This is a genomic window from Actinomadura rudentiformis, from assembly GCF_008923185.1.
GTDB lineage: Bacteria > Actinomycetota > Actinomycetes > Streptosporangiales > Streptosporangiaceae > Spirillospora > Spirillospora rudentiformis.
In genome coordinates this window covers 304,808-324,367 of record NZ_WBMT01000013.1, presented here as the reverse complement: position 1 = coordinate 324,367, position 19,560 = coordinate 304,808, and the positions used below count along the sequence as shown (strand labels likewise).

The window sequence follows — 19,560 nt, the reverse complement described above, 5'->3', positions numbered from 1 at the left end:
GCCCCGGTGGCCGTCCCGGTGGCGGCGGCGGTGGAGGCCGCGGCGGGCCTGGCGGCCGTCCCGGTGGTGGCGGCGGCTTCGGCGGCCCGCGCACCGGCACGGGCGGCGGTCCCGGCGGTCGTCCCGGTGGTGGCGGCGGCTTCGGCCCCCGTCCCGGTGGCGGCGGCCGTGGTCGCGGCGGCACGCAGGGTGCCTTCGGGCGTCCCGGCGGCCGGCCGGCTCGTGGCCGCAAGTCCAAGCGGGCGCGTCGTCAAGAGTTCGAGAACATGCAGGCTCCCGCTGCCGGTGGCGTTTCCGCGCCGCGCGGCAACGGCAAGACGATCCGGCTGCCGCAGGGTGCCACGCTGACCGACTTCGCGGAGAAGATCGGCGCCAACCCGGCGTCGCTCGTCGCGATCATGATGCACCTCGGCAAGATGGTCACCGCGACCCAGTCGGTCGACGCGGACGACCTGCAGCTGCTGGGCGTCGAGCTCGACTTCGACGTCCAGGTGGTCAGCCCCGAGGACGAGGACCGCGCACTGCTCGAGTCGTTCGACATCGAGTACGGCGAGGACGAGGGCAGCGAGGAGAACCTCCAGCCCCGGCCGCCGGTCGTGACCGTCATGGGTCACGTCGACCACGGTAAGACCCGCCTGCTGGACGCGATCCGCAACGCCAACGTCGTGGCCGGCGAGGCCGGCGGCATCACCCAGCACATCGGTGCCTACCAGGTGCAGACCCAGGTCGACGGCGAGGACCGCAAGATCACCTTCATCGACACCCCGGGTCACGAGGCGTTCACCGCCATGCGTGCCCGCGGTGCCGACACCACCGACCTGGTGGTGCTGGTGGTCGCGGCCGACGACGGCGTCAAGCCGCAGACGACCGAGGCGATCGACCACGCCACGGCGGCCGGTGTGCCGATCGTGGTCGCGGTCAACAAGATCGACAAGGAGGGGGCCGACCCCAACCGGGTGCGCGCCCAGCTCACCGAGTACGGCCTGGTGGCCGAGGAGTTCGGTGGCCAGACCCAGTTCGTCGATGTCTCCGCCCGCGAGGGCATCAACATCGACGGGCTGCTGGAGGCGGTCGTCCTGACCGCCGACGCCGAGCTCGACCTCAAGGCCAACCCCGACATGCCCGCCCAGGGCTCGGCCATCGAGGCCCACCTGGACAAGGGCCGGGGCGCCGTGGCGACCGTGCTGGTCCAGCGCGGCACGCTGCGGGTCGGCGACTCGATCGTCTGTGGTGTGGCCCACGGCCGCGTCCGGGCGATGCTGGACGAGAACCTCCAGCCCATCGAGGAGGCGCCGCCGTCCCGTCCGGTCGAGGTGCTCGGCCTGACCGCGGTGCCCGGCGCCGGCGACAACTTCCTGGTGGTCGACGACGACCGGGTGGCCCGCCAGATCGCCGACAAGCGGACCGCGCGCAAGCGCAACGCCGAGCTGCTGCGCAGCCGCAAGAGCAGCTCCCTCGAGGAGCTGTTCAAGGACCTGGAGCGTGGCGAGCGGGACGAGCTGCTGCTCATCCTCAAGGGCGACGTGTCCGGTTCGGTCGAGGCGCTGGAGGACTCGCTGCTCAAGATCGATGTGGGCGAGGAGGTCAGCCTGCGCGTCATCCGCCGCGGCGTCGGCGCGATCACGCAGGACGACGTCAACCTGTCGCTGGCGTCCGAGGGCGCGGTCATCATCGGCTTCAACGTGCGTCCCGAGCGGAACGCGCAGGAGCTGGCCGACCGCGAGGGCGTCGACATCCGGTACTACTCGGTCATCTACCAGGCGATCGAGGAGATCGAGGCGGCCCTCAAGGGCATGCTCAAGCCGGAGTTCGAGGAGGCCCAGCTCGGTACCGCCGAGGTCCGCGAGATCTTCAAGGTGCCGCGGATCGGCAACATCGGTGGCACCATGGTCACCTCGGGCCTCATCCAGCGCAACGCCAAGGCCCGCCTCGTCCGCGACGGCGTCGTGGTCGCCGACAACCTCACGGTGTCGTCGCTGCGCCGCTTCAAGGACGACGCCACCGAGGTCCGCGAGGGCTTCGAGTGCGGTATCGGGGTCGGCTACAACGACCTCAAGATCGGCGACGTCATCGAGTGCTTCGAGATGCGGGAGAAGCCCCGCGACTAGTCGCACGAAGCCCCGCGGCTGGTCGCACGAAGCCCCGCGGCTGGTCGCACCTGATCTACGGGTGCGGGCCTGGTTGGCCCGCGCCCGTGGATCTTCAGAGTGGATCTTCGAAAAATCCCATGTCGTGACGCCAGGTACAAGCACTAGCCTGGCGTCATGTCATGTCGGGGGGCTGACGGCGGTTCGCCCAGCGCGGAAGATCCGGGCCTGGGAACACGCGGGCCCGCCGCCTTCGTTCCATCATCGAGAACAACCGAGGTGACCACCTAGGTGTACGTGGGTGCGCTGACACTCGACCTGTTGCTGGGCGACGTGCATTCGCTCAAGCAGAAGCGCGCGGTCGTCCGGCCGATCATCGCCGAGGTGGCCAAGCGCTTCCCGGCGGTGGCGGTCGCCGAGACCGGGAACAACGACCTGCACCGGCGGGCCGAGATCGGAGTGGCGGTCGTCGCCGCGACCGCGGCCAACGCCAAACGGGTGCTCGACCAGTGCGAGCGGCTGGTGGCCGGTCGCCCGGAGATCGAGCTGCTGTCGGCACGGCAGCGGCTGTTCAACGACGAAGACTGATCCTCGTGAGGTGCCACGCCACCTCACGAGGACCTAGAAAAGGAGTGCGATCATGGTGGACGCAGCTCGGGCTCGCAAGCTCGCGGACCGCATCCAGCAGATCGTGGCCGAGATGCTGGAGCGGCGCGTCAAGGACCCGCGGCTCGGCTTCGTGACCGTGACCGACACCCGGATCACCAACGACCTGCGCGACGCCACCGTCTATTACACGGTGTACGGCTCGGACGGCGAGCGGGCGGAGACCGCGGCGGCGCTGGAGAGCGCCAAGGGCATCATCCGGTCGGAGGTGGGCAGGCAGACCGGCGTCCGGCACACGCCCAGCCTCACCTTCGTCCCTGACTCCCTCATGGACAACGCCGCGCACATCGACGATCTCCTGGCCAAGGCGCGCGCCAAGGACGAGGAGGTCGCCAAGGCGGCCCAGGGCGCGGCTCCGGCCGGTGACGCCAACCCCTACCGCACCGACGACGAGCCGGGCGAGTCCGGCGACCTTGACGAAACCGGCGACGACAAGCGCGGCGAAGCGGGACACTCGTCACTGTGAGTGGTGGGGAGTTTCTGGGGCGTGGGCTTGAGTGGGACCGGGCTCTACAGCTGATCGAGGCGGCGGACGAGGTCTGCCTGGCCTGCCATGTGGCCCCGGACGGCGACGCGCTCGGCTCGATGCTGGCCCTCGCCCAGGCCCTGCGCGATCTGGGCAAGCGATGCTTCGCCTCGTTCGGCCAGCCGTTCGCGGTGCCGGCGAGCCTGCGCTTCCTGCCCGGCCAGGATCTGCTGGTCGAGCCCGGCGGCATGCCCGCGGCGCCGACGCTGATGATCACTCTGGACGCCGCCGCCGTCGACCGGCTCGGCCCGCTGGCGGAGAACGCCGCGCGGGCCGACGAGCTGATCGTCGTCGACCACCACGCGTCCAACACCGGCTTCGGCGGCGTCCGCCTGGTCGACCCGGACGCGGCGGCCACCTCCGTTCTCGTGGACGAGCTGATCCGGCGACTCGGCGTGCGGCTGACCAGTGACATCGCGCTCGGTCTCTACGCCGGGCTGGCCAGCGACACCGGCTCGTTCAAGTACCCCTGCACGACCCCGGAGGTGCACGAGCTGGCCGCCCGGCTGCTCGACGCGGGCGTGCGCCCCGACGCGGTCGGCCATGAGTTGTGGGACCGCGCGCCCTTCGGCTACCTGCAGGTGCTCGCGGGCGCGCTGGGCCGGGCCCGGCTCGAACGTGACGCGGCGGGCGGCCTCGGCCTGGTCTGGACGGCGATCACCCGTGCCGACCGGGACGCCCAGGGTGTGCCGTACGACCAGCTCGAAGGCGTGATCGACCAGCTGCGCCGGGCCGACGAGGCCGAGGTCGCGGTGGTCCTCAAGGAGACCGACGAGGGCAGCTGGTACGTCTCCACCCGTTCCAAGGGGGGAGTGGACGTCGGCCGCGCCTGCGTGGAGCTGGGCGGCGGCGGCCACCGCCTCGCCGCGGCCTTCACCACGACGGCCGAGCCCGCCGAAACGATCGACAGGTTGCGCGCCGCCCTGCGCGGACCGCTCAATGACGCGGAGATCAGCGCGTGACGTCAGGACTCGTCATCGTGGACAAGCCGGCCGACTGGACGTCGCACGACGTGGTCGGCAAGCTGCGCCGCCTCGCCCGGACCCGCCGGGTCGGCCACGCCGGGACCCTGGACCCGATGGCGACGGGGGTCCTGGTCGTCGGGGTGGACAAGGCGACCCGCCTCCTCGGCCACCTCGCGCTGACCGAGAAGGGCTACGACGGCACGATCCGGCTCGGCCAGTCCACCAACACCGACGACGCCGAGGGTGAGATCACCGCCACCGCGCCCGCGGCCGGCGTGGGCGACGCCGCGCTGCAGTCGGGCATCAGCGCCCTGACCGGCGTGATCCAGCAGGTCCCGCCGCAGGTCAGTGCCATCAAGGTGAACGGCGAACGTGCGTACAAGATGGCCCGCAAGGGCGAAGAGGTCGAGCTCAAGCCGCGGCCCGTCACGATCCACGACTTCAGCGTCCTGGAGATCCGCCGCCACGACGACCTGATCGACGTGGACGTCTCGATCACATGCTCGTCCGGCACGTACATCCGCGCCCTGGCCCGCGACCTCGGCGCCATGCTCGGCACCGGCGGCCATCTGACGGCCCTGCGCCGTACCCGGGTCGGCCCGTACGACCTCGGCATGGCCCGCACGATCGACCAGCTCAGCGAGGAGCTGCGGATCCTCCCGATGGCGGACGCGGTCGCCGCGGCCTTCCCCCGGCGCGAGGTCTCAGCCGACGACGCCCGCAAGGTCATGCACGGCGGCAAGCTGCCCGCCGCCGGCCTGGGCCCGGGCCCCGTCGGCGTCTTCGCCCCCGACGGCACCCTCTTGGCGCTGGTGGAAGAACAAGGCAATGCCGCCAAACCCCTGGCCGTCTTCGTCCCCTGACCTTCGTCTTCTCACCTTCACTCCCTGTCCGTGACCGGCTGAGCGTGTTGATTCTCACGCTGGGAAGTGGGTGCGTTCCAACCTACGGTTGCGTAACCTACGGGAACGTAGGTTTCATTGCTGAGGAGGAGGTGTCCATGGCCACTCTGTCCCATCAGTCACAGCCGGCGCCACATCAGCCCCAGGCGGTTCCGTCGCCGACCAAACCCCGGTTGCGGGGCTGGCTGCACATCGGCGCCTTCCCCGCCGTGCTCGCCGCCGGTCTCGTCCTGGTCGCGCTGGGGCCGACCCTTGAGGCGCGGTTGTCCTCGGCCGTGTACGTGGCGATGTCCGGGCTGCTGTTCGGGATCTCCGGGACGTACCACCGGCAGAGCTCCAACCGGATGGTCGAGGTGCTGCGGCGGTTCGACCACGCCAACATCTACCTGATCATCGCCGGCACCTATACGCCGTTCGCGGTGGTCGCGCTGGACGGGGCGGCCCGGATCACGGTGCTCACCGTGGTGTGGACCGGCGCGATCGCGGGTGTGGTCTTCCGGACCATGTGGGTCGGGGCGCCGCGCTGGCTGTACGTCTCGCTCTACATCGTGCTCGGCTGGGTCGCGGTCTTCTTCCTGCCGCAGTTCCTGTCGGGTGCCGGAATCGCCGCCTGCGTGCTCGTGGCGCTCGGCGGCATCGCCTACAGCGCGGGCGGTGTCGTCTACGGGCTGCGGCGCCCCAACCCCTCGCCGCGCTGGTTCGGGTTCCACGAGGTGTTCCACGCCTGCACGCTCGCCGCGTACGTCATGCAGTACGTCGCGGTCTCCCTGGTCGTTTATCAGTCGGCCTAGTCGTTTGTCGGACTGGTCGTTTGTCAGTCGGCCTGAGGCTGAAGTCGGCATGGTGGTGGGCGGACGAGGTGGGGGATCCGCTACCGGCGCGTAGACTTCTCAGGGCCGATGCCAGTGGCGACCATTCGGGGGACAGGAGCGCGAGGGCAACCCCCTCGGTCGTGACGTCATGCGGCGCATGGCAGTCTGTGAGGCGACAGAACGTCCAACGCAGGGAGAGCATGGTGCGGCGCTGGCACGGCCTCGACGAGGTTCCCGCCGACTGGGGCAGATCGGTGATCACCATCGGCGTCTTCGACGGCGTGCACCGCGGCCACCAGCGGATCGTGGGCCGCGCCGCCGAACAGGCCCGCGAACGGGGGCTCAAGTCCGTAGTGATCACCTTCGACCCGCATCCCGACGAGGTCGTGCGCCCGGGCACCCATCCGCCGCTGCTGAGCTCCACCAAGCGCCGCATCGAGCTGCTGGAGGGCCTGGGCACCGACGCGGTCGTGGTCGTCCCGTTCACGCTGGAGCTGTCCAAGGTGGGCCCGGACGAGTTCGTGCAGTCGGTGCTGGTCGACCGGCTGCACGCGGCGCACGTCATCGTCGGTGAGGACTTCCGCTTCGGCCACAAGGCCAAGGGCGACGTCGCGCTGCTGAAGGAGCTCGGCGAGAAGTACGACTTCACAGCGGAGGGCGCGCCCCTGGTGGCGAACGGGGACAAGATCTCCTCCACCGGCATCCGGGCGCTGCTCGAAAGCGGCGCGGTCGAGGAGGCCTGCCACGCGCTGGGCCGCCCGCACCGCGTCGAGGGGATCGTGGTGCGCGGCCACCAGCGGGGCCGCCAGCTGGGCTTCCCGACCGCGAACCTGGAGACCCTGCCGCACACCGCGATCCCCGCCGACGGCGTCTACGCCGGCTGGCTGGTCTGCGACTCCGACCGCTACCCCCGTTTCCGGTGGCCGGCGGCGATCTCCATCGGCACCAATCCGACGTTCGAAGGAGCGGGGGAGCGGACCGTCGAGGCCTACGCGCTGGACCGTGACGATCTCGACCTCTACGGCGAGCACATGGCGGTGGACTTCGAGGCCCGCATCCGCGACACACTCAAGTTCGACTCGATCGAGGCCCTGATCGAGGAGATGCACCGCGACGTGGACCGCGCCAGGGAGATCACTTCCCCAGGTCAGGCCTGAATCCGGCCGCCGGTCACGGTCTGTTTCGCGCCGTGACGGGCCGCCTTTTTGACGTGGTACGGTGAAGAGTCGCCGGGATAAGGCCCCGGCTCGGTCGGCTGCACCCTCATGTGGCCGGCCACTTTCCATACGCACCATGCGGACCCACGAGCCTGCGGGCCGGATCTGCGGGTGACGAGCTTTCAGAAGGAGCCACGTGTCGCTCGACACCGCCACCAAGAACAAGATCATTGCTGAGTACGCGACCGCTGAGGGTGACACCGGATCCCCGGAAGTCCAGGTTGCGCTGCTGACCCGCCGGATCAACGATCTGACGGAGCACCTCAAGGAGCACAAGCACGACCACCACAGCCGCCGCGGGCTGCTGCTGCTGGTCGGCCGCCGTCGCCGGCTCCTCAAGTACCTGCAGAACAAGGACATCAACCGCTACCGGCAGCTGATCGAGCGTCTGGGTCTGCGCCGCTAGTACGGTGAAGGGGAGTGGCCGGTGGAGAAACGGCTCCGTGCGCGGAGCCGGTTCGCCACTGCCCGAGGTGCCGCCGGGATTCGCCCGGGGCGCTCGGGGCCACTCCCCTTTCTTCATAGCCAAGCACAATTGAATGACCATCACCCCGCGGACAGCGCCCTGGTGCGGCCGGTCCTCGGTAGTGGCTCTCGGAGCATGCTCCTCGCCCGATCGGCGGGGACCCCGGATCCGTGAGCTTCGATCGAAGACCGGCATTGCGTAACAAACCACGGGAAGCAGCCGCGGGGACCGTCCGAAACCTAGGAGGTTTCCCGTGACAGAAGCTGTGCGCATCGATGGGGCGCAGAGCACCGAGGCCGTGATCGACAACGGTTCCTTCGGCACTCGTACCATCCGATTCGAGACGGGCCGGCTGGCCCGTCAGGCGGCCGGCTCGGCCGTCGCCTACCTTGACGACGAGACGATGGTGCTCTCCGCCACCACCGCCTCCAAGAAGCCCAAGGACAACCTGGACTTCTTCCCTCTGACGGTCGACGTCGAGGAGCGCATGTACGCGGCCGGGCGCATCCCCGGCTCGTTCTTCCGCCGTGAGGGCCGTCCCTCCGAGGACGCCATCCTCACCTGCCGCCTGATCGACCGCCCGCTGCGCCCCTCGTTCACCAAGGGCCTGCGCAACGAGATCCAGGTCGTCGAGACGATCATGGCGTTGCATCCCGACCACCTGTACGACGTCGTGGCGATCAACGCCGCCTCGATGTCCACCCAGCTGGCCGGCCTGCCGTTCTCCGGCCCGATCGGCGGCGTCCGCGTCGCGCTGATCGAGGGCCAGTGGGTCGGTTTCCCGACCCACCCCGAGCTGGAGAACGCCACGTTCGACATGGTGGTCGCCGGGCGCGTCCTGGAGGACGGCGACGTCGCGATCATGATGGTCGAGGCGGAGTCGACCCCGGGCACGCTGCGGCTCGTCGGTGAGGGCGCCACCGCGCCGACCGAGGAGACCATCGCCGCGGGCCTGGAGGCGGCCAAGCCGTTCATCAAGGTCCTGTGCAAGGCGCAGAGCGACCTGGCGGCCGTGGCCGCCAAGCCGACCGCCGAGTACCCGATCTTCCTGGACTACCAGGACGACGTGCTCGACGCCGTCACCGCCGCCGTCGGCACCGAGCTGGCCGAGGCGCTGACGATCGCGGCCAAGCAGGAGCGCGAGTCCCGGCTGGACGGGCTCAAGGCCGGTGCCGCCGAGAAACTCGGCGCCGACTTCGAGGGCCGCGAGAAGGAGATCTCCGCCGCCTTCAGGGCGCTGACCAAGAAGCTGGTCCGCGAGCGGGTCGTCCGCGACGGGCTGCGCATCGACGGCCGCGGCGTCAAGGACATCCGCCAGCTCAACGCCGAGGCGCACGTGATCCCGCGGGTGCACGGCTCGGCGCTGTTCGAGCGCGGCGAGACCCAGATCATGGGCGTGACCACGCTCAACATGCTCCGCATGGAGCAGATGATCGACACGCTCAACCCCGAGCGCACCAAGCGCTACATGCACAACTACAACTTCCCGCCGTACTCCACCGGTGAGACCGGCCGCGTGGGCTCGCCCAAGCGCCGCGAGATCGGCCACGGCGCGCTCGCCGAGCGGGCGCTGCTGCCGGTGCTGCCGACGCGCGAGGAGTTCCCCTACGCGATCCGCCAGGTGTCGGAGGCCCTCGGGTCCAACGGCTCCACCTCGATGGGCTCGGTCTGCGCGTCCACCATGTCGCTGCTCGACGCGGGCGTGCCGCTCAAGCAGATGGTGGCCGGCATCGCCATGGGCCTCATCCACGAGGGCGGCGAGTACGTGACGCTGACCGACATCCTCGGTGCCGAGGACGCGTTCGGCGACATGGACTTCAAGGTCGCCGGCACGCGGGACGTCATCACCGCCCTGCAGCTGGACACCAAGCTCGACGGCATCCCGGCGTCGGTGCTGGCCGCCGCGCTCAAGCAGGCCAAGGGCGCCCGGCTGGCGATCCTGGACGTCATGCAGGAGGCCATCGAGGCGCCCGCCGAGATGAGCCCGAACGCGCCGCGGATCATCACCATCAAGGTCCCGGTCGACAAGATCGGCGAGGTCATCGGCCCCAAGGGCAAGATGATCAACTCGATCCAGGACGACACCGGCGCCGACATCACGATCGAGGACGACGGCACCATCTACGTCGGCGCCACCGACGGGCCCTCGGCCGAGGCCGCGCGGCAGGCGATCAACGCGATCGCCAACCCGCACATGCCCGAGGTCGGCGAGCGCTACCTCGGCACGGTCGTCAAGACCACCACGTTCGGCGCGTTCGTGTCCCTGCTGCCCGGCAAGGACGGTCTGCTGCACGTCTCGCAGATCCGCAAGCTGCACGGCGGCGCCCGGATCGAGAACGTCGAGGACGTCATCAACGTCGGCGAGAAGATCCAGGTCGAGGTCACCGAGATCGACCAGCGCGGCAAGCTGTCGCTGGTCCCGGTCGAGGTCGTCGAGCGCGAGCAGGCCGACAAGGCCGACGGCGGCGAGGACTCCGGCGCGGTCGAGGCGGCCGCGGACGGCGGTGACCGTGGCGAGCGCGGCGGTGACCGCGGCGAGCGCCGATCCGAGGGCGGCGGAGACCGCGCCCCGCGCCGTCGCCGCACGCGGCGCGGCAGCGAGGGCGGCGGCGACCGCAACTCCTGACCGATCGGTCTGACAGATCACGCTGACCGACCGGCCTGCCCGCCCCAGGGCAGGCCGGTCGGCACTTTCTTCTATCGAGGGATCGTGAACCCCGTGACGATTCTGGCGAGTGCGCAGGAGCCCGGCACCACCCACGTCGTGCACCCCGGCGCGGACGGCGCCGGTGCCGTCCGCCGCTCGGTTCTGCCGGGCGGCCTGCGCGTCATCACCGAGACGATGCCGACCGTGCGGTCCGCCGCGTTCGGCATCTGGGCCGGTGTCGGCTCCCGCGACGAGGCCCCCGCCGACGCCGGCGCCAGCCACTACCTGGAGCACGTGCTGTTCAAGGGCACGCGACGGCGGTCCGCGCTGGAGATCTCCGCGGCCATCGACGCAGTGGGCGGCGACCTCAACGCGTTCACGGCCAAGGAGTACACCTGCTACTACGCGCGGGTGCTGGACGCCGACCTTCCTCTGGCCGTCGACGTCGTCTCCGACATGGTGGCCGCGTCGGTCAACCGGCCCGAGGACGTCGAGTCCGAACGCGGTGTGATCCTCGAAGAGATCCACATGCGGGACGACGACCCCGGCGACCTCATCCACGACGAGTTCTCCACGGCGCTCTACGGGGACGCGCCGCTGGGCCGCCCCATCCTCGGCACCGTCGAGTCGATCAACGTTCTGAGCCGGGACCGCATCCACGCGTACTACCGCGAGCACTACGTCCCGGAGAACCTGGTCGTCGCGGTCGCGGGCAACATCGACCACGACGAGGTAGTACGGCTGGTCGCGCGGGCCTTCGAAGGGCATCTCGACGGCGCCGCCCACCCCCGAGCGCCCCGTCTGGACGGCACGCCTCAGCCCGCCTCGCCGACCGTGCGGGTCGTCGACAAGGACACCGAGCAGGCCCACGTGGTGCTCGGCGGTGTGGGCGTCTCCCGCACCGACGACCGCCGCTTCGCGCTCGGCGTGCTCAACGCCGCGCTCGGCGGCGGCATGTCGTCGCGCCTCTTCCAGGAGGTACGCGAGAAGCGCGGCCTCGCCTACTCCGTCTACAGCTACACCTCGCAGTACGCCGACACCGGTGTCTTCGGCGTCTACGCTGGCTGCCAGACCGCCAAGGTCGACGAGGTCCTGGCGATCTGCCGTGACGAGGTCGCCAAGGCCGCCGAGAAGGGCATCACCGACGAGGAGCTCGAGCGCGGCAAGGGCCAGCTGCGCGGCGCGATGGTGCTCGGCCTGGAGGACACCGGCTCGCGGATGAGCCGCATCGGCAAGAGCGAGCTGGTGTACGAGTCGCTGCTCGCGGTCGACGAGGTCCTCAGCCGCATCGAGGCCGTCACCCCGGACGACGTCCGCGAGGTGGCCGCCGACGTCCTGGCCGGCCCGCAGGCGCTCACCGTGATCGGCCCCTTCGGCGACCGCGACTTCAGCCTGTAGCGAGCAATCGTTACGCGCGGTCAGTGACCGGGTAGGCATCCCGTGGCGAGGGAGGTGCGCATGAAGATCCTCATCCGGGTGCTCATCAACGCGGTCGCGCTGTGGGTGGCCACGGCACTCGTCGACGGGATCAGCGTCAGCGGCGACACCGCGGCCAAGCGGTGGCTGACCCTGCTGGCGGTCGCGGTGATCTTCGGCCTGGTCAACGCGTTCATCAAGCCTGTGATCAAGACCTTGGGCTGCGCGTTCTACGTGCTGACGCTGGGCCTGATCGCACTGGTGGTGAACGCGGCGCTGCTCCTGCTGACCAGCTGGATGGCCGAGGAGCTGAACCTCCCGTTCAAGGTCGAGTGGTTCTGGCCCGCGTTCTGGGGCGCGATCATCGTCGGCGTCGTGAGCTGGCTCCTCAGCGTCCTCATCCCGGAAGGCGACTCCGACGACTGACCCTTGATAACCGGACCGTGGTCCGCTAATCTCGAAGCATCAACCGGACCATAGTCCGATTATTCGAGAGGGTCGCACCATGGGTCTGCTGCACATCTCCGCCTCCCCGCGCGGAACCGATTCCGAATCGCTGGCGATCGCCGGCACCTTCCTGGACGCCTACCGGGAGGCACATCCCGGCGACACCGTCGACCACTACGACCTGTGGGACGGGACGCTGCCGGAGTTCGGGCCCGCCGCCGCGGGAGCCAAGATGACCGTCTTCGGTGGAGCGGCCCCGCAAGGTGCTCAGGAACGCGCCTGGGAGGCGGCGAGGGCCGTCTTCGACCGTTTCGACTCCTACGACCGCTATCTGTTCAGCGTGCCGATGTGGAACGCCGGGGTGCCGTACATCCTCAAGCAGTTCGTCGACGTGATCAGCCAGCCCGGCTGGGTGTTCGGCTTCGACCCGGAGCAGGGCTACAGCGGGCTGCTCCAGGGCAAAAAGGCCGCCGTCATCTACACCAGCGCCGTCTACGGAGACGGCCGCGGCCCCGCCTTCGGCGCCGACTTCCAGCGCCCGTTCTTCGACGACTGGCTGCGCTGGGCCGGGATCGCGGACATCACGACCGTCGAGTTCCGGCCCAACCTCGCCACCGCGGACGCCGACACCGACCGCCGCGAGGCGCACGCGCGCGCCCGCGAGGAGGGCAAACGCCTCTGACGCGATAGGCTCGACCGGCAGTCAAGCCGGGAGGCGAACGTGATCAAGGTTGGGGTGCTGGGCGCGCGGGGCCGGATGGGGGCCGAGGTGTGCCGGGCCGTCGAGGGCGCCGACGACATGGAGCTGGTCGCCGCCGTCGACCAGGGTGACGAGCGGGACTCCCTCGCCGCCGCCGAGGTCGTGGTCGACTTCACCCACCCCGGCGTGGTCATGGACAACCTCCGCTGGTGCGTCGAGAACGGCCTGCACGCGGTCGTCGGCACCAGCGGCTTCGACCCCGGCCGCCTGGACAAGGTCCGCGGCTGGCAGACGGCCAAGCCGGGGGCCAACGTCCTCATCGCCCCCAACTTCGGCATCGGCGCGGTGCTCATGATGCACTTCGCGCAGAAGGCCGCCCCGTTCTTCGAGTCCGTCGAGATCGTCGAGCTGCACCACCCGAACAAGGCCGACGCCCCGTCCGGCACCGCCTACCGCACCGCCGAGCTGGTGTCCGCCGCCCGCGCCGAGGCGGGCACACCCCCGTCGCCCGACGCCACCACCACCGAGCTCCACGGCGCCCGCGGCACCGACGTCGAGGGCGTGCACGTGCACTCGATCCGCCTGTCCGGCCTCATCGCCCACCAGGAGGTCCTCCTGGGCGGCCACGGCGAGGTCTTCACGATCCGCCACGACTCGATGAACCGCGAGTCGTTCATGCCCGGCGTCCTCCTGGGCGTCCGCCACGCCCGCGACCTCCCCGACCCGCTCACGGTCGGCATCGAGTCCCTCCTCGGCCTGTGATCTTCGACGCCGATCCCTGGGACTACCTCGCCGCCGACGAGGCGGTGGACCTCGAACACCCCCTCGTCCAGGCCACCGCCTCCACCCTCCGCGTGGGCGACGACCTCGCCTACGCCCAGGCGGCCTTCGAGTACGTCCGCGACGAGATCGAGCATTCCATGGACGTCCAGGATCCCCGCGTCACCTGGCGAGCCTCCGACGTCCTCGACCAGGGCGTCGGCCTCTGCTTCGCCCAGGCGCACGCCCTCGTCGCCCTCCTCCGCGCCGGCGGCATCCAGGCCGGCTTCTGCTACCAGCCCTTCGACGTCCTGCACGGCCTGGTCGCCACCCTCATCGACGACCGCTGGGTCCGCCTCGACCCCCGCGGCAAGGACGTCGAGTTCTCCGCCGCCGAAGACCGCCTGGCCTTCCCCGGCACCCCTGTCCACCCCACCGTCTACGCGGCTCCCCACCCCGCCGTCCTGACCGCCCTCAAGTCCCACACCAATGCCCTGGCCCTGTGCGAAGAGGGCCTCCCCACCCCCAACGCCCTCTGACTCCGTCCTACAGCGACAGACACGACGGGCCGGGGGAAGCTTTGCTTCTGGTTGTTGTTGGGTTGGGGCGTTTGGCGGCACGTTGATTGCGTGGTGGCGTTGCGGCCGGGGGCTGCCGAATGCCGGGGTATTTGAGATTTCCCGATGTGCGCGACGATGTCGTGGTCTTCGTGGCGGACGATGACCTGTGGCTTGTGCCGACGGAGGGTGGGCGGGCCTGGCGGTTGACGGCGGGCGTGGCCGAGGTGGGGTTTCCGCGGATCTCTCCTGACGGGACGCTGGTGGCGTTCGTGGGGGAGGGGGAGGGGCCCAAGGAGGTCTACCTGCTGGCCTTGGACGGGGGGAACGCGCGGCGGCTCACGTATCAGGGGGCCAACTGCACCGTGAGTGCGTGGGAGGCCGGAGGCGCGATCGTCTATGCCAGCGATGTGGGGCAGCCGTTCGCGGGGCAGCGGTGGCTGCACAGGGTGGGGACCGATGGCGGGCTCCCCGAGCGGTTGCCGTTCGGGCCGGCGGGTTCGATCTCGTTCGGGCCGGACGGCGGTGTGGTGCTCGGGCGCAACACGGCTGATCCGGCGCGGTGGAAACGTTACCGGGGCGGGACGGCGGGGAGTCTGTGGATCGCGGACGGGGGGCCGTTCCGGCGGTTGGTCGATCTGGACGGCAACCTCGCGGCGCCGTGCTGGGTGGGAACGCGGATCTACTTCCTGTCGGATCACGAGGGCATCGGGAACGTGTACTCGTGCACGGAGGACGGGGAGGATCTCAGACGCCATACCGATCACGAGGACTTCTACGCGCGCAATCTCGCCAGTGACGGGCAGCGGCTCGTCTACCACGCGGGGGCGGAGCTCTATCTGCTGGATCCCGGTGCGGAGTCGCGGCGGATCGATGTGCATGTGGGGACGTCGCGTTCGCAGCGGGATCGGAAGTTCGTCGATGCGGCGCATTATCTGGACGGCGCCGCGCTGAGCCCGGACGGATCCGGGCTCGCGGTGACCACGCGGGGCAAGGCGTTCACGTGCGCCGGCTGGACGGGCGCGGTGCGCCAGCACGGGTCGCGCAGCGGCGTCCGGTATCGCCTGCTGACCTGGCTGAACGACCAGGAGCGGCTGATCGCGGCGGCGAGCGACCGGGGTGACCGTGAGCTCCTCGTGCTGCTGGACGGGGAGGAGTCGTCCGTACGGTTCGAGGACGCCGATACCGGACGGATGACGGCGCTGGTGGTGTCGCCGGTCAACGACCAGGTGGCGATCACCAATCACCGCAACGAACTCCTTCTGGTGAACGTGGGCGACCCGCGCACTCCGGCGATCCGGCTCGACGCCAGCCCGTTCGGCGCCATCGAGCATCCGGCGTGGTCCCCCGACGGGCGCTGGCTGGCGTACACCTTCCCCGACAGCGCCCAGACCACGGCGATCAAGATCTGCCGGCCGGACACGCGGGAGACGCGGATCGTCATCGAACCGGTCCTGAAGGATCGAGCGCCGTCGTTCGACCCCGGTGGCCGGTACCTGTATTTCATCGGCGCCCGGGTCTTCAACCCCATCGACGACTCGCTGCAGTTCGGCCTGGGTTTCCCGCTGGGGACGCTGCCCTACGCGATCGCGTTGCGCGCCGACGTCCCCCCGCCGGGCAAGAAGGACGGGGCGGAGCCGGTCGAGCGCATCGACATCGACTTCGACGGCATCGAGCGGCGGGTGGTGCCGTTGGCGGTGCACGAGGCACGGTACGCACGGGTGGCGGGCATCGAGGGCAAGGTGCTCCTCTCGTACGAACCCATCGAGGGCATCCGCGGCGACACGCTGGTCAACAGCGCGCTGCTGCTGTACGACCTGGCCGAGGGCAGGACGTGGCAGCTGGCGTCGAGGATCAGTGATTTCCAGGTGAGCCGCGACGGCGGCACCCTGCTGTACCGGGACGGGCAGCGGCTGCGCGTGCTGCCCGCGGGCGAGGACGTGCCGGACGGGGAAGCGCCGGGGCCCTCATCCGGCTGGATCGACCTGTCCAGGGTGAAGGTGTCGGTCTGGCCAGAGGGCGAGTGGAGCCAGATGTTCCGGGAGGCCTGGCGGTTGCAACTGGAGCACTTCTGGGCCGAGGACATGGCCGGGCTGGACTGGTACGGCGTCTACGACCGCTACAAGCCGCTTGTGGACCGCGTGAGCACCCGTAGCGAGTTCTCCGACCTGCTTTGGGAAGTGCAAGGCGAACTGGGCACGTCCCATGCATACGAAAGCGGCGGCGCCTACCGCCCCCAACCCGCCTACCCGCTGGCCTACCTCGGTGTGGACTGGGCAGTCGATTCCCGTACCGGCCGCTATGTGATCGCGGGCATCGTCCACGGCGACCCCTGGGATCCGGAGGCGACCTCGCCGCTCAACAGGCCCGGCGTGGACGTGCGGGTCGGCGACGCCCTGCTGGCGGTGAACGGGCAGTCGGTGGGGCTGGGTTCCGGCAACCCGCAGGAACATCTGGTCAACCAGATCGGCCAGGAGGTGCGGCTCACGTTCCGGCGGGGCGAGCAGCCGCCCCAGACGATCGAGGTGCCGACGCTCGACGACGAGCGTCCCGGCCGCTACCGCGACTGGGTGCGGGCCAACCGGTGCCTGGTGCACGAACGGACCGCCGGCCGCGTCGGATACGTCCATGTGCCCGACATGAGGGCGGCCGGCTTCGCCGAGTTCCACCGCGGCTTCCTCGCAGAGTACGACCACGACGCGCTGATCATCGATGTGCGCTTCAACGGCGGCGGGTACGTGAGCAGCCTGCTGCTGCAGCGGCTCGCCCGGCCCCGCCTGGGCTTCGACTACCCGCGCTGGGGCGTGCCGGAGCCCTATCTGAAGGAGTCGCCGGCCGGGCCGCTCGTCGGCCTCATCAACGAGCGCACCGGTTCCGACGGTGACGTCTTCGCGCACGCGTTCAAGGTGCTGGGGCTCGGCCCGCTCATCGGCAAGCGCACCTGGGGCGGCGTGGTCGGCATCCAGCCCCGGCACCGGCTCGCCGACCGGACGATCACCACGCAGCCGGAGTTCTCGTTCGCCTTCGACGACGTCGGCTGGGAGCTGGAGAACTACGGCACCGCACCCCACATCGACGTGGACATCACGCCCGAGGACCACGCCGAGGGCCGCGATACCCAGCTTGAACGAGCCATTGCCGTCGCCCTCGAAGAGCTGGAGATGCGGCCGCCGCACCGGCCCGATCCCGCCGTCCGCCCCCGCTTCGAGGCGCCGAAGCTCCCACCGCGCTGGTGATTCCGGCACGTCAACGGACATTCTCCATCCGCTGGGCTCCTCGTTACGTACCTCCGGGTACGGCCGTATTGGTGCAGGTCATGCACCTCTGCGAAAAGGGGGAAGTACCTAATGGGCATCTTCGACGACGCCAAGAACAAGGCTTCGAGCGCCAGGGACAAGGCCAAGGAGAAGGCCGACAAGGTCTCCGACCGTACACGCGAGCCCAGCGAAGAGACCATGGACAAGACTCGCGAGCGGCGCGACGACCTGCAGGACCAGGCTTCGCGCGAGCGCAAGAACCCGCAGGGCCGAGGCCGCGACGCCGGGGAGGGCTACCAGCAGCGCTGAGTAGTGCCGGGTCTCAGATCAGCCGACCCGGTCCCAAGGCCAAGAGGGGGCGCACAGGTCTCCCTGTGCGCTCCCTCCGCCGTGGACGGCATCCGGATTCGTTGGGGGATTGAAGGCGGTGGGCACCGGTCTGGAACGCAGCACCCTCATATGGTCGCTCGCAGTAGGCGGGGTACTCCTCGCCCTGCTGGCGGGTTGCGGGCTTGCGTTCGGCGGCTGGGTGAAGTCGGCCCTCGCCCCGGATGACTTCGAGGGGCGCGGCGAAGGCGTGGCAATGGTCCGGATCCAACCGGGCCAGTCCGCTCGTGACGTTGCCGTGTCCCTGGAGGCGGCGGGTGTCGTCGCGAGCGACGACGCGTTCGTCAAGGCGATCGAGGGCTCCGCCAAGGCCTCCGCGCTGCGTCCCGGTCTCTACCGCATGCGCAAGCAGATGAAGGCCTCCGCCGCGGTGAGCCTGCTCTTCGATCCGGTGGCTCGCGTCCAGCGGAAGGTCACCGTGCCCGAGGGGCTGCGGCTGGACGAGACGCTCGCGGTCCTCGCCAAGGGATCGGGCATCCCGTACGCCGAGTTCCAGAAGGCCGCCGCGTCCCCGCACGGGCTCGGACTCCCCTCGTACGCGGGCGGCAAGCTGGAGGGCTTCCTGTTTCCGGCCACCTATCCCGTCGAGCCCGGAACGACCGCCAGGACGGTGCTGAGCGCGATGGTCAAACGATTCCGCCAGGCCGCCGCCGACGTCGGCCTGGAACGCCGGGCGGGCGCGGTCGGGCTGACGCCGCTCCAGGCCGTCACCGTGGGCAGCATCGCCCAGGCCGAGGGCGGCGTTCCCGCGGACTATCCCAGGATCGCGCGCGTGATCTACAACCGCCTCCGCACGGGCGAGCACCTCCAGCTCGACTCGACGGTGTTGTACGTGCAAAAGCGGCATGACCTGCGCGTCTCGGTGGAGGACACCCGTGTGAGATCGCCGTACAACACCTACGCCAATGGCGGCCTGCCGCCGGGCCCCATCTCCAACCCCGGTGAAGAGGCTCTCAAGGGTGTGCTCAATCCCGCTCAGGGTGACTGGCGCTTCTTCGTGACGACCGATCCGAAGAACCGCGTCACCAAGTTCACCGCGTCGGAGGCCGAGTTCTTCCGCTTCCGTGCCCAGCTCAACCGCGCCCTGCGCCTCAGCGACTAGCCCCGCCGGCCCGGCCACGCCGACGACGGGCGGCCGATCCTCTTGCGTTGGCTAATCTCTTTAGCTAACGTACTGGCTAACGAGCTTAGCCAGTTGGAAACTAGCATTAGTTTCCTGAACGAGGGAGTCCCCCATGAAGATCCGTCGCATCGCCCTCACCGCCGCCGCCCTTCCCGTCGTCGCGGCCGGCGCGCTCTTCGCCTGGGGCGAGCTGAAGCCGCACGAGGTCAGCGCCACCGTCGAGATCGCCGCGCCTGCCGACAAGGTCTGGCAGGTGCTCACCGACTTCCAGAGCTACCCCGAGTGGAACCCGTTCCTGGTCAGCGTCAAGGGCACCGCCCAAAAGGGGGCGAAGCTCGACAACAAGCTCCGCGACAGCAACGGCGGCGTGATGACGTTCCAGCCTGAGGTCCTCAAGGCCGACGCCGGCCGGGAACTGCGCTGGATCGGCCGGATGTGGGTCCCCGGCATCGTGGACGGCGAGCACTACTTCCTCATCGAGCCCGCCGGCGACGGCAAGGTCCGGCTGACCCAGGGGGAGCGGTTCACCGGTGCGCTCGTTCCGGTCGCCACGGGCCAGTTGCAGATGAAGGACGAGTTCGCGGCCATGAACGCCGCGCTCAAGGCCCGCGCTGAGCGCGCCTGAC

General features: G+C 69.9%; 18 protein-coding genes. All 18 read left to right on the top strand.

All coding sequences use genetic code 11. The features are described from left to right. On the top strand, window positions 1–2,108 hold a 2,108-nt coding region (gene infB / locus F8566_RS27650; RefSeq protein WP_151564724.1), incomplete at its 5' end, for a translation initiation factor IF-2. Window positions 2,109–2,378: 270 nt separating this feature from the next. Next, window positions 2,379–2,675: a DUF503 domain-containing protein gene (locus F8566_RS27645; protein WP_151564722.1), complete on the top strand. Its 297-nt coding sequence runs from the start codon at window positions 2,379–2,381 to the stop codon at window positions 2,673–2,675. A 52-nt stretch (window positions 2,676–2,727) separates the two neighbouring features. Beyond that, window positions 2,728–3,219 (top strand): 30S ribosome-binding factor RbfA, encoded by a 492-nt coding sequence (rbfA, locus tag F8566_RS27640; protein WP_151564720.1) that lies wholly within the window; start codon window positions 2,728–2,730, stop codon window positions 3,217–3,219. Further along, entirely contained in the window at window positions 3,216–4,241 is a 1,026-nt protein-coding gene (locus F8566_RS27635) for a DHH family phosphoesterase (RefSeq protein WP_151564718.1), read from the top strand. The genes rbfA and F8566_RS27635 overlap by 4 nt, the downstream gene beginning before the upstream one ends. Then, a complete protein-coding gene (truB, locus tag F8566_RS27630) occupies window positions 4,238–5,107 on the top strand; it encodes a tRNA pseudouridine(55) synthase TruB (protein WP_151564716.1) in 870 nt (289 codons plus the stop codon). The genes F8566_RS27635 and truB overlap by 4 nt, the downstream gene beginning before the upstream one ends. Before the next feature lie 137 nt (window positions 5,108–5,244). Further along, window positions 5,245–5,937, top strand: coding sequence for a PAQR family membrane homeostasis protein TrhA (trhA, locus tag F8566_RS27625; RefSeq protein WP_151564714.1), 693 nt, complete (start codon window positions 5,245–5,247; stop codon window positions 5,935–5,937). Between the two features lie 224 nt (window positions 5,938–6,161). Next, window positions 6,162–7,115, top strand: a complete 954-nt coding sequence (locus tag F8566_RS27620) for a bifunctional riboflavin kinase/FAD synthetase (RefSeq protein ID WP_225993586.1) — start codon at window positions 6,162–6,164, stop codon at window positions 7,113–7,115. Between the two features lie 196 nt (window positions 7,116–7,311). Then, window positions 7,312–7,581 carry a 30S ribosomal protein S15 gene (rpsO, locus tag F8566_RS27615; protein WP_151564710.1) on the top strand — a complete coding sequence of 90 codons (270 nt, stop codon included), beginning with the start codon at window positions 7,312–7,314 and terminating at the stop codon, window positions 7,579–7,581. Window positions 7,582–7,912: 331 nt separating this feature from the next. Then, entirely contained in the window at window positions 7,913–10,267 is a 2,355-nt protein-coding gene (locus tag F8566_RS27610) for a polyribonucleotide nucleotidyltransferase (protein ID WP_151564772.1), read from the top strand. Between the two features lie 93 nt (window positions 10,268–10,360). Further along, window positions 10,361–11,686, top strand: a complete 1,326-nt coding sequence (locus F8566_RS27605; protein WP_151564708.1) for a M16 family metallopeptidase — start codon at window positions 10,361–10,363, stop codon at window positions 11,684–11,686. 60 nt (window positions 11,687–11,746) lie between these two features. Continuing rightward, window positions 11,747–12,130: a phage holin family protein gene (locus tag F8566_RS27600; protein WP_151564706.1), complete on the top strand. Its 384-nt coding sequence runs from the start codon at window positions 11,747–11,749 to the stop codon at window positions 12,128–12,130. 79 nt (window positions 12,131–12,209) lie between these two features. Then, entirely contained in the window at window positions 12,210–12,833 is a 624-nt protein-coding gene (locus tag F8566_RS27595; RefSeq protein WP_151564704.1) for an FMN-dependent NADH-azoreductase, read from the top strand. Window positions 12,834–12,872: 39 nt separating this feature from the next. After that, the gene (gene dapB / locus F8566_RS27590; RefSeq protein ID WP_151564702.1) at window positions 12,873–13,613 is read left to right on the top strand and encodes a 4-hydroxy-tetrahydrodipicolinate reductase; all 741 of its coding nucleotides are present in this window, start codon (window positions 12,873–12,875) and stop codon (window positions 13,611–13,613) included. Then, the gene (locus F8566_RS27585; RefSeq protein ID WP_151564700.1) at window positions 13,610–14,149 is read left to right on the top strand and encodes a transglutaminase-like domain-containing protein; all 540 of its coding nucleotides are present in this window, start codon (window positions 13,610–13,612) and stop codon (window positions 14,147–14,149) included. Before dapB ends, F8566_RS27585 begins: the two co-directional genes overlap by 4 nt. Before the next feature lie 146 nt (window positions 14,150–14,295). After that, on the top strand, window positions 14,296–17,403 hold the full coding sequence (locus tag F8566_RS27580; RefSeq protein WP_225993579.1) for a S41 family peptidase: 3,108 nt from the start codon (window positions 14,296–14,298) through the stop codon (window positions 17,401–17,403). 111 nt (window positions 17,404–17,514) lie between these two features. Then, complete coding sequence (locus tag F8566_RS27575) at window positions 17,515–17,733, top strand: hypothetical protein (protein WP_151564698.1); 219 nt, start codon at window positions 17,515–17,517, stop codon at window positions 17,731–17,733. A gap of 118 nt (window positions 17,734–17,851) precedes the next feature. Next, a complete protein-coding gene (gene mltG, locus F8566_RS27570; RefSeq protein WP_225993578.1) occupies window positions 17,852–18,913 on the top strand; it encodes an endolytic transglycosylase MltG in 1,062 nt (353 codons plus the stop codon). Between the two features lie 133 nt (window positions 18,914–19,046). After that, window positions 19,047–19,559: an SRPBCC domain-containing protein gene (locus F8566_RS27565; protein ID WP_151564696.1), complete on the top strand. Its 513-nt coding sequence runs from the start codon at window positions 19,047–19,049 to the stop codon at window positions 19,557–19,559. Window position 19,560 lies beyond the last annotated feature (1 nt).

What these genes read in the sequence shown, in the direction of transcription:
- rbfA (WP_151564720.1), top strand. Translation starts at nt 2,728, where the DNA reads ATGGTGGACGCAGCTCGGGCTCGCAAGCTCGCGGACCGCATCCAGCAG.
- trhA (WP_151564714.1), top strand. Translation starts at nt 5,245, where the DNA reads ATGGCCACTCTGTCCCATCAGTCACAGCCGGCGCCACATCAGCCCCAG.
- F8566_RS27600 (WP_151564706.1), top strand. Translation starts at nt 11,747, where the DNA reads ATGAAGATCCTCATCCGGGTGCTCATCAACGCGGTCGCGCTGTGGGTG.
- F8566_RS27595 (WP_151564704.1), top strand. Translation starts at nt 12,210, where the DNA reads ATGGGTCTGCTGCACATCTCCGCCTCCCCGCGCGGAACCGATTCCGAA.
- F8566_RS27575 (WP_151564698.1), top strand. Translation starts at nt 17,515, where the DNA reads ATGGGCATCTTCGACGACGCCAAGAACAAGGCTTCGAGCGCCAGGGAC.
- F8566_RS27565 (WP_151564696.1), top strand. Translation starts at nt 19,047, where the DNA reads ATGAAGATCCGTCGCATCGCCCTCACCGCCGCCGCCCTTCCCGTCGTC.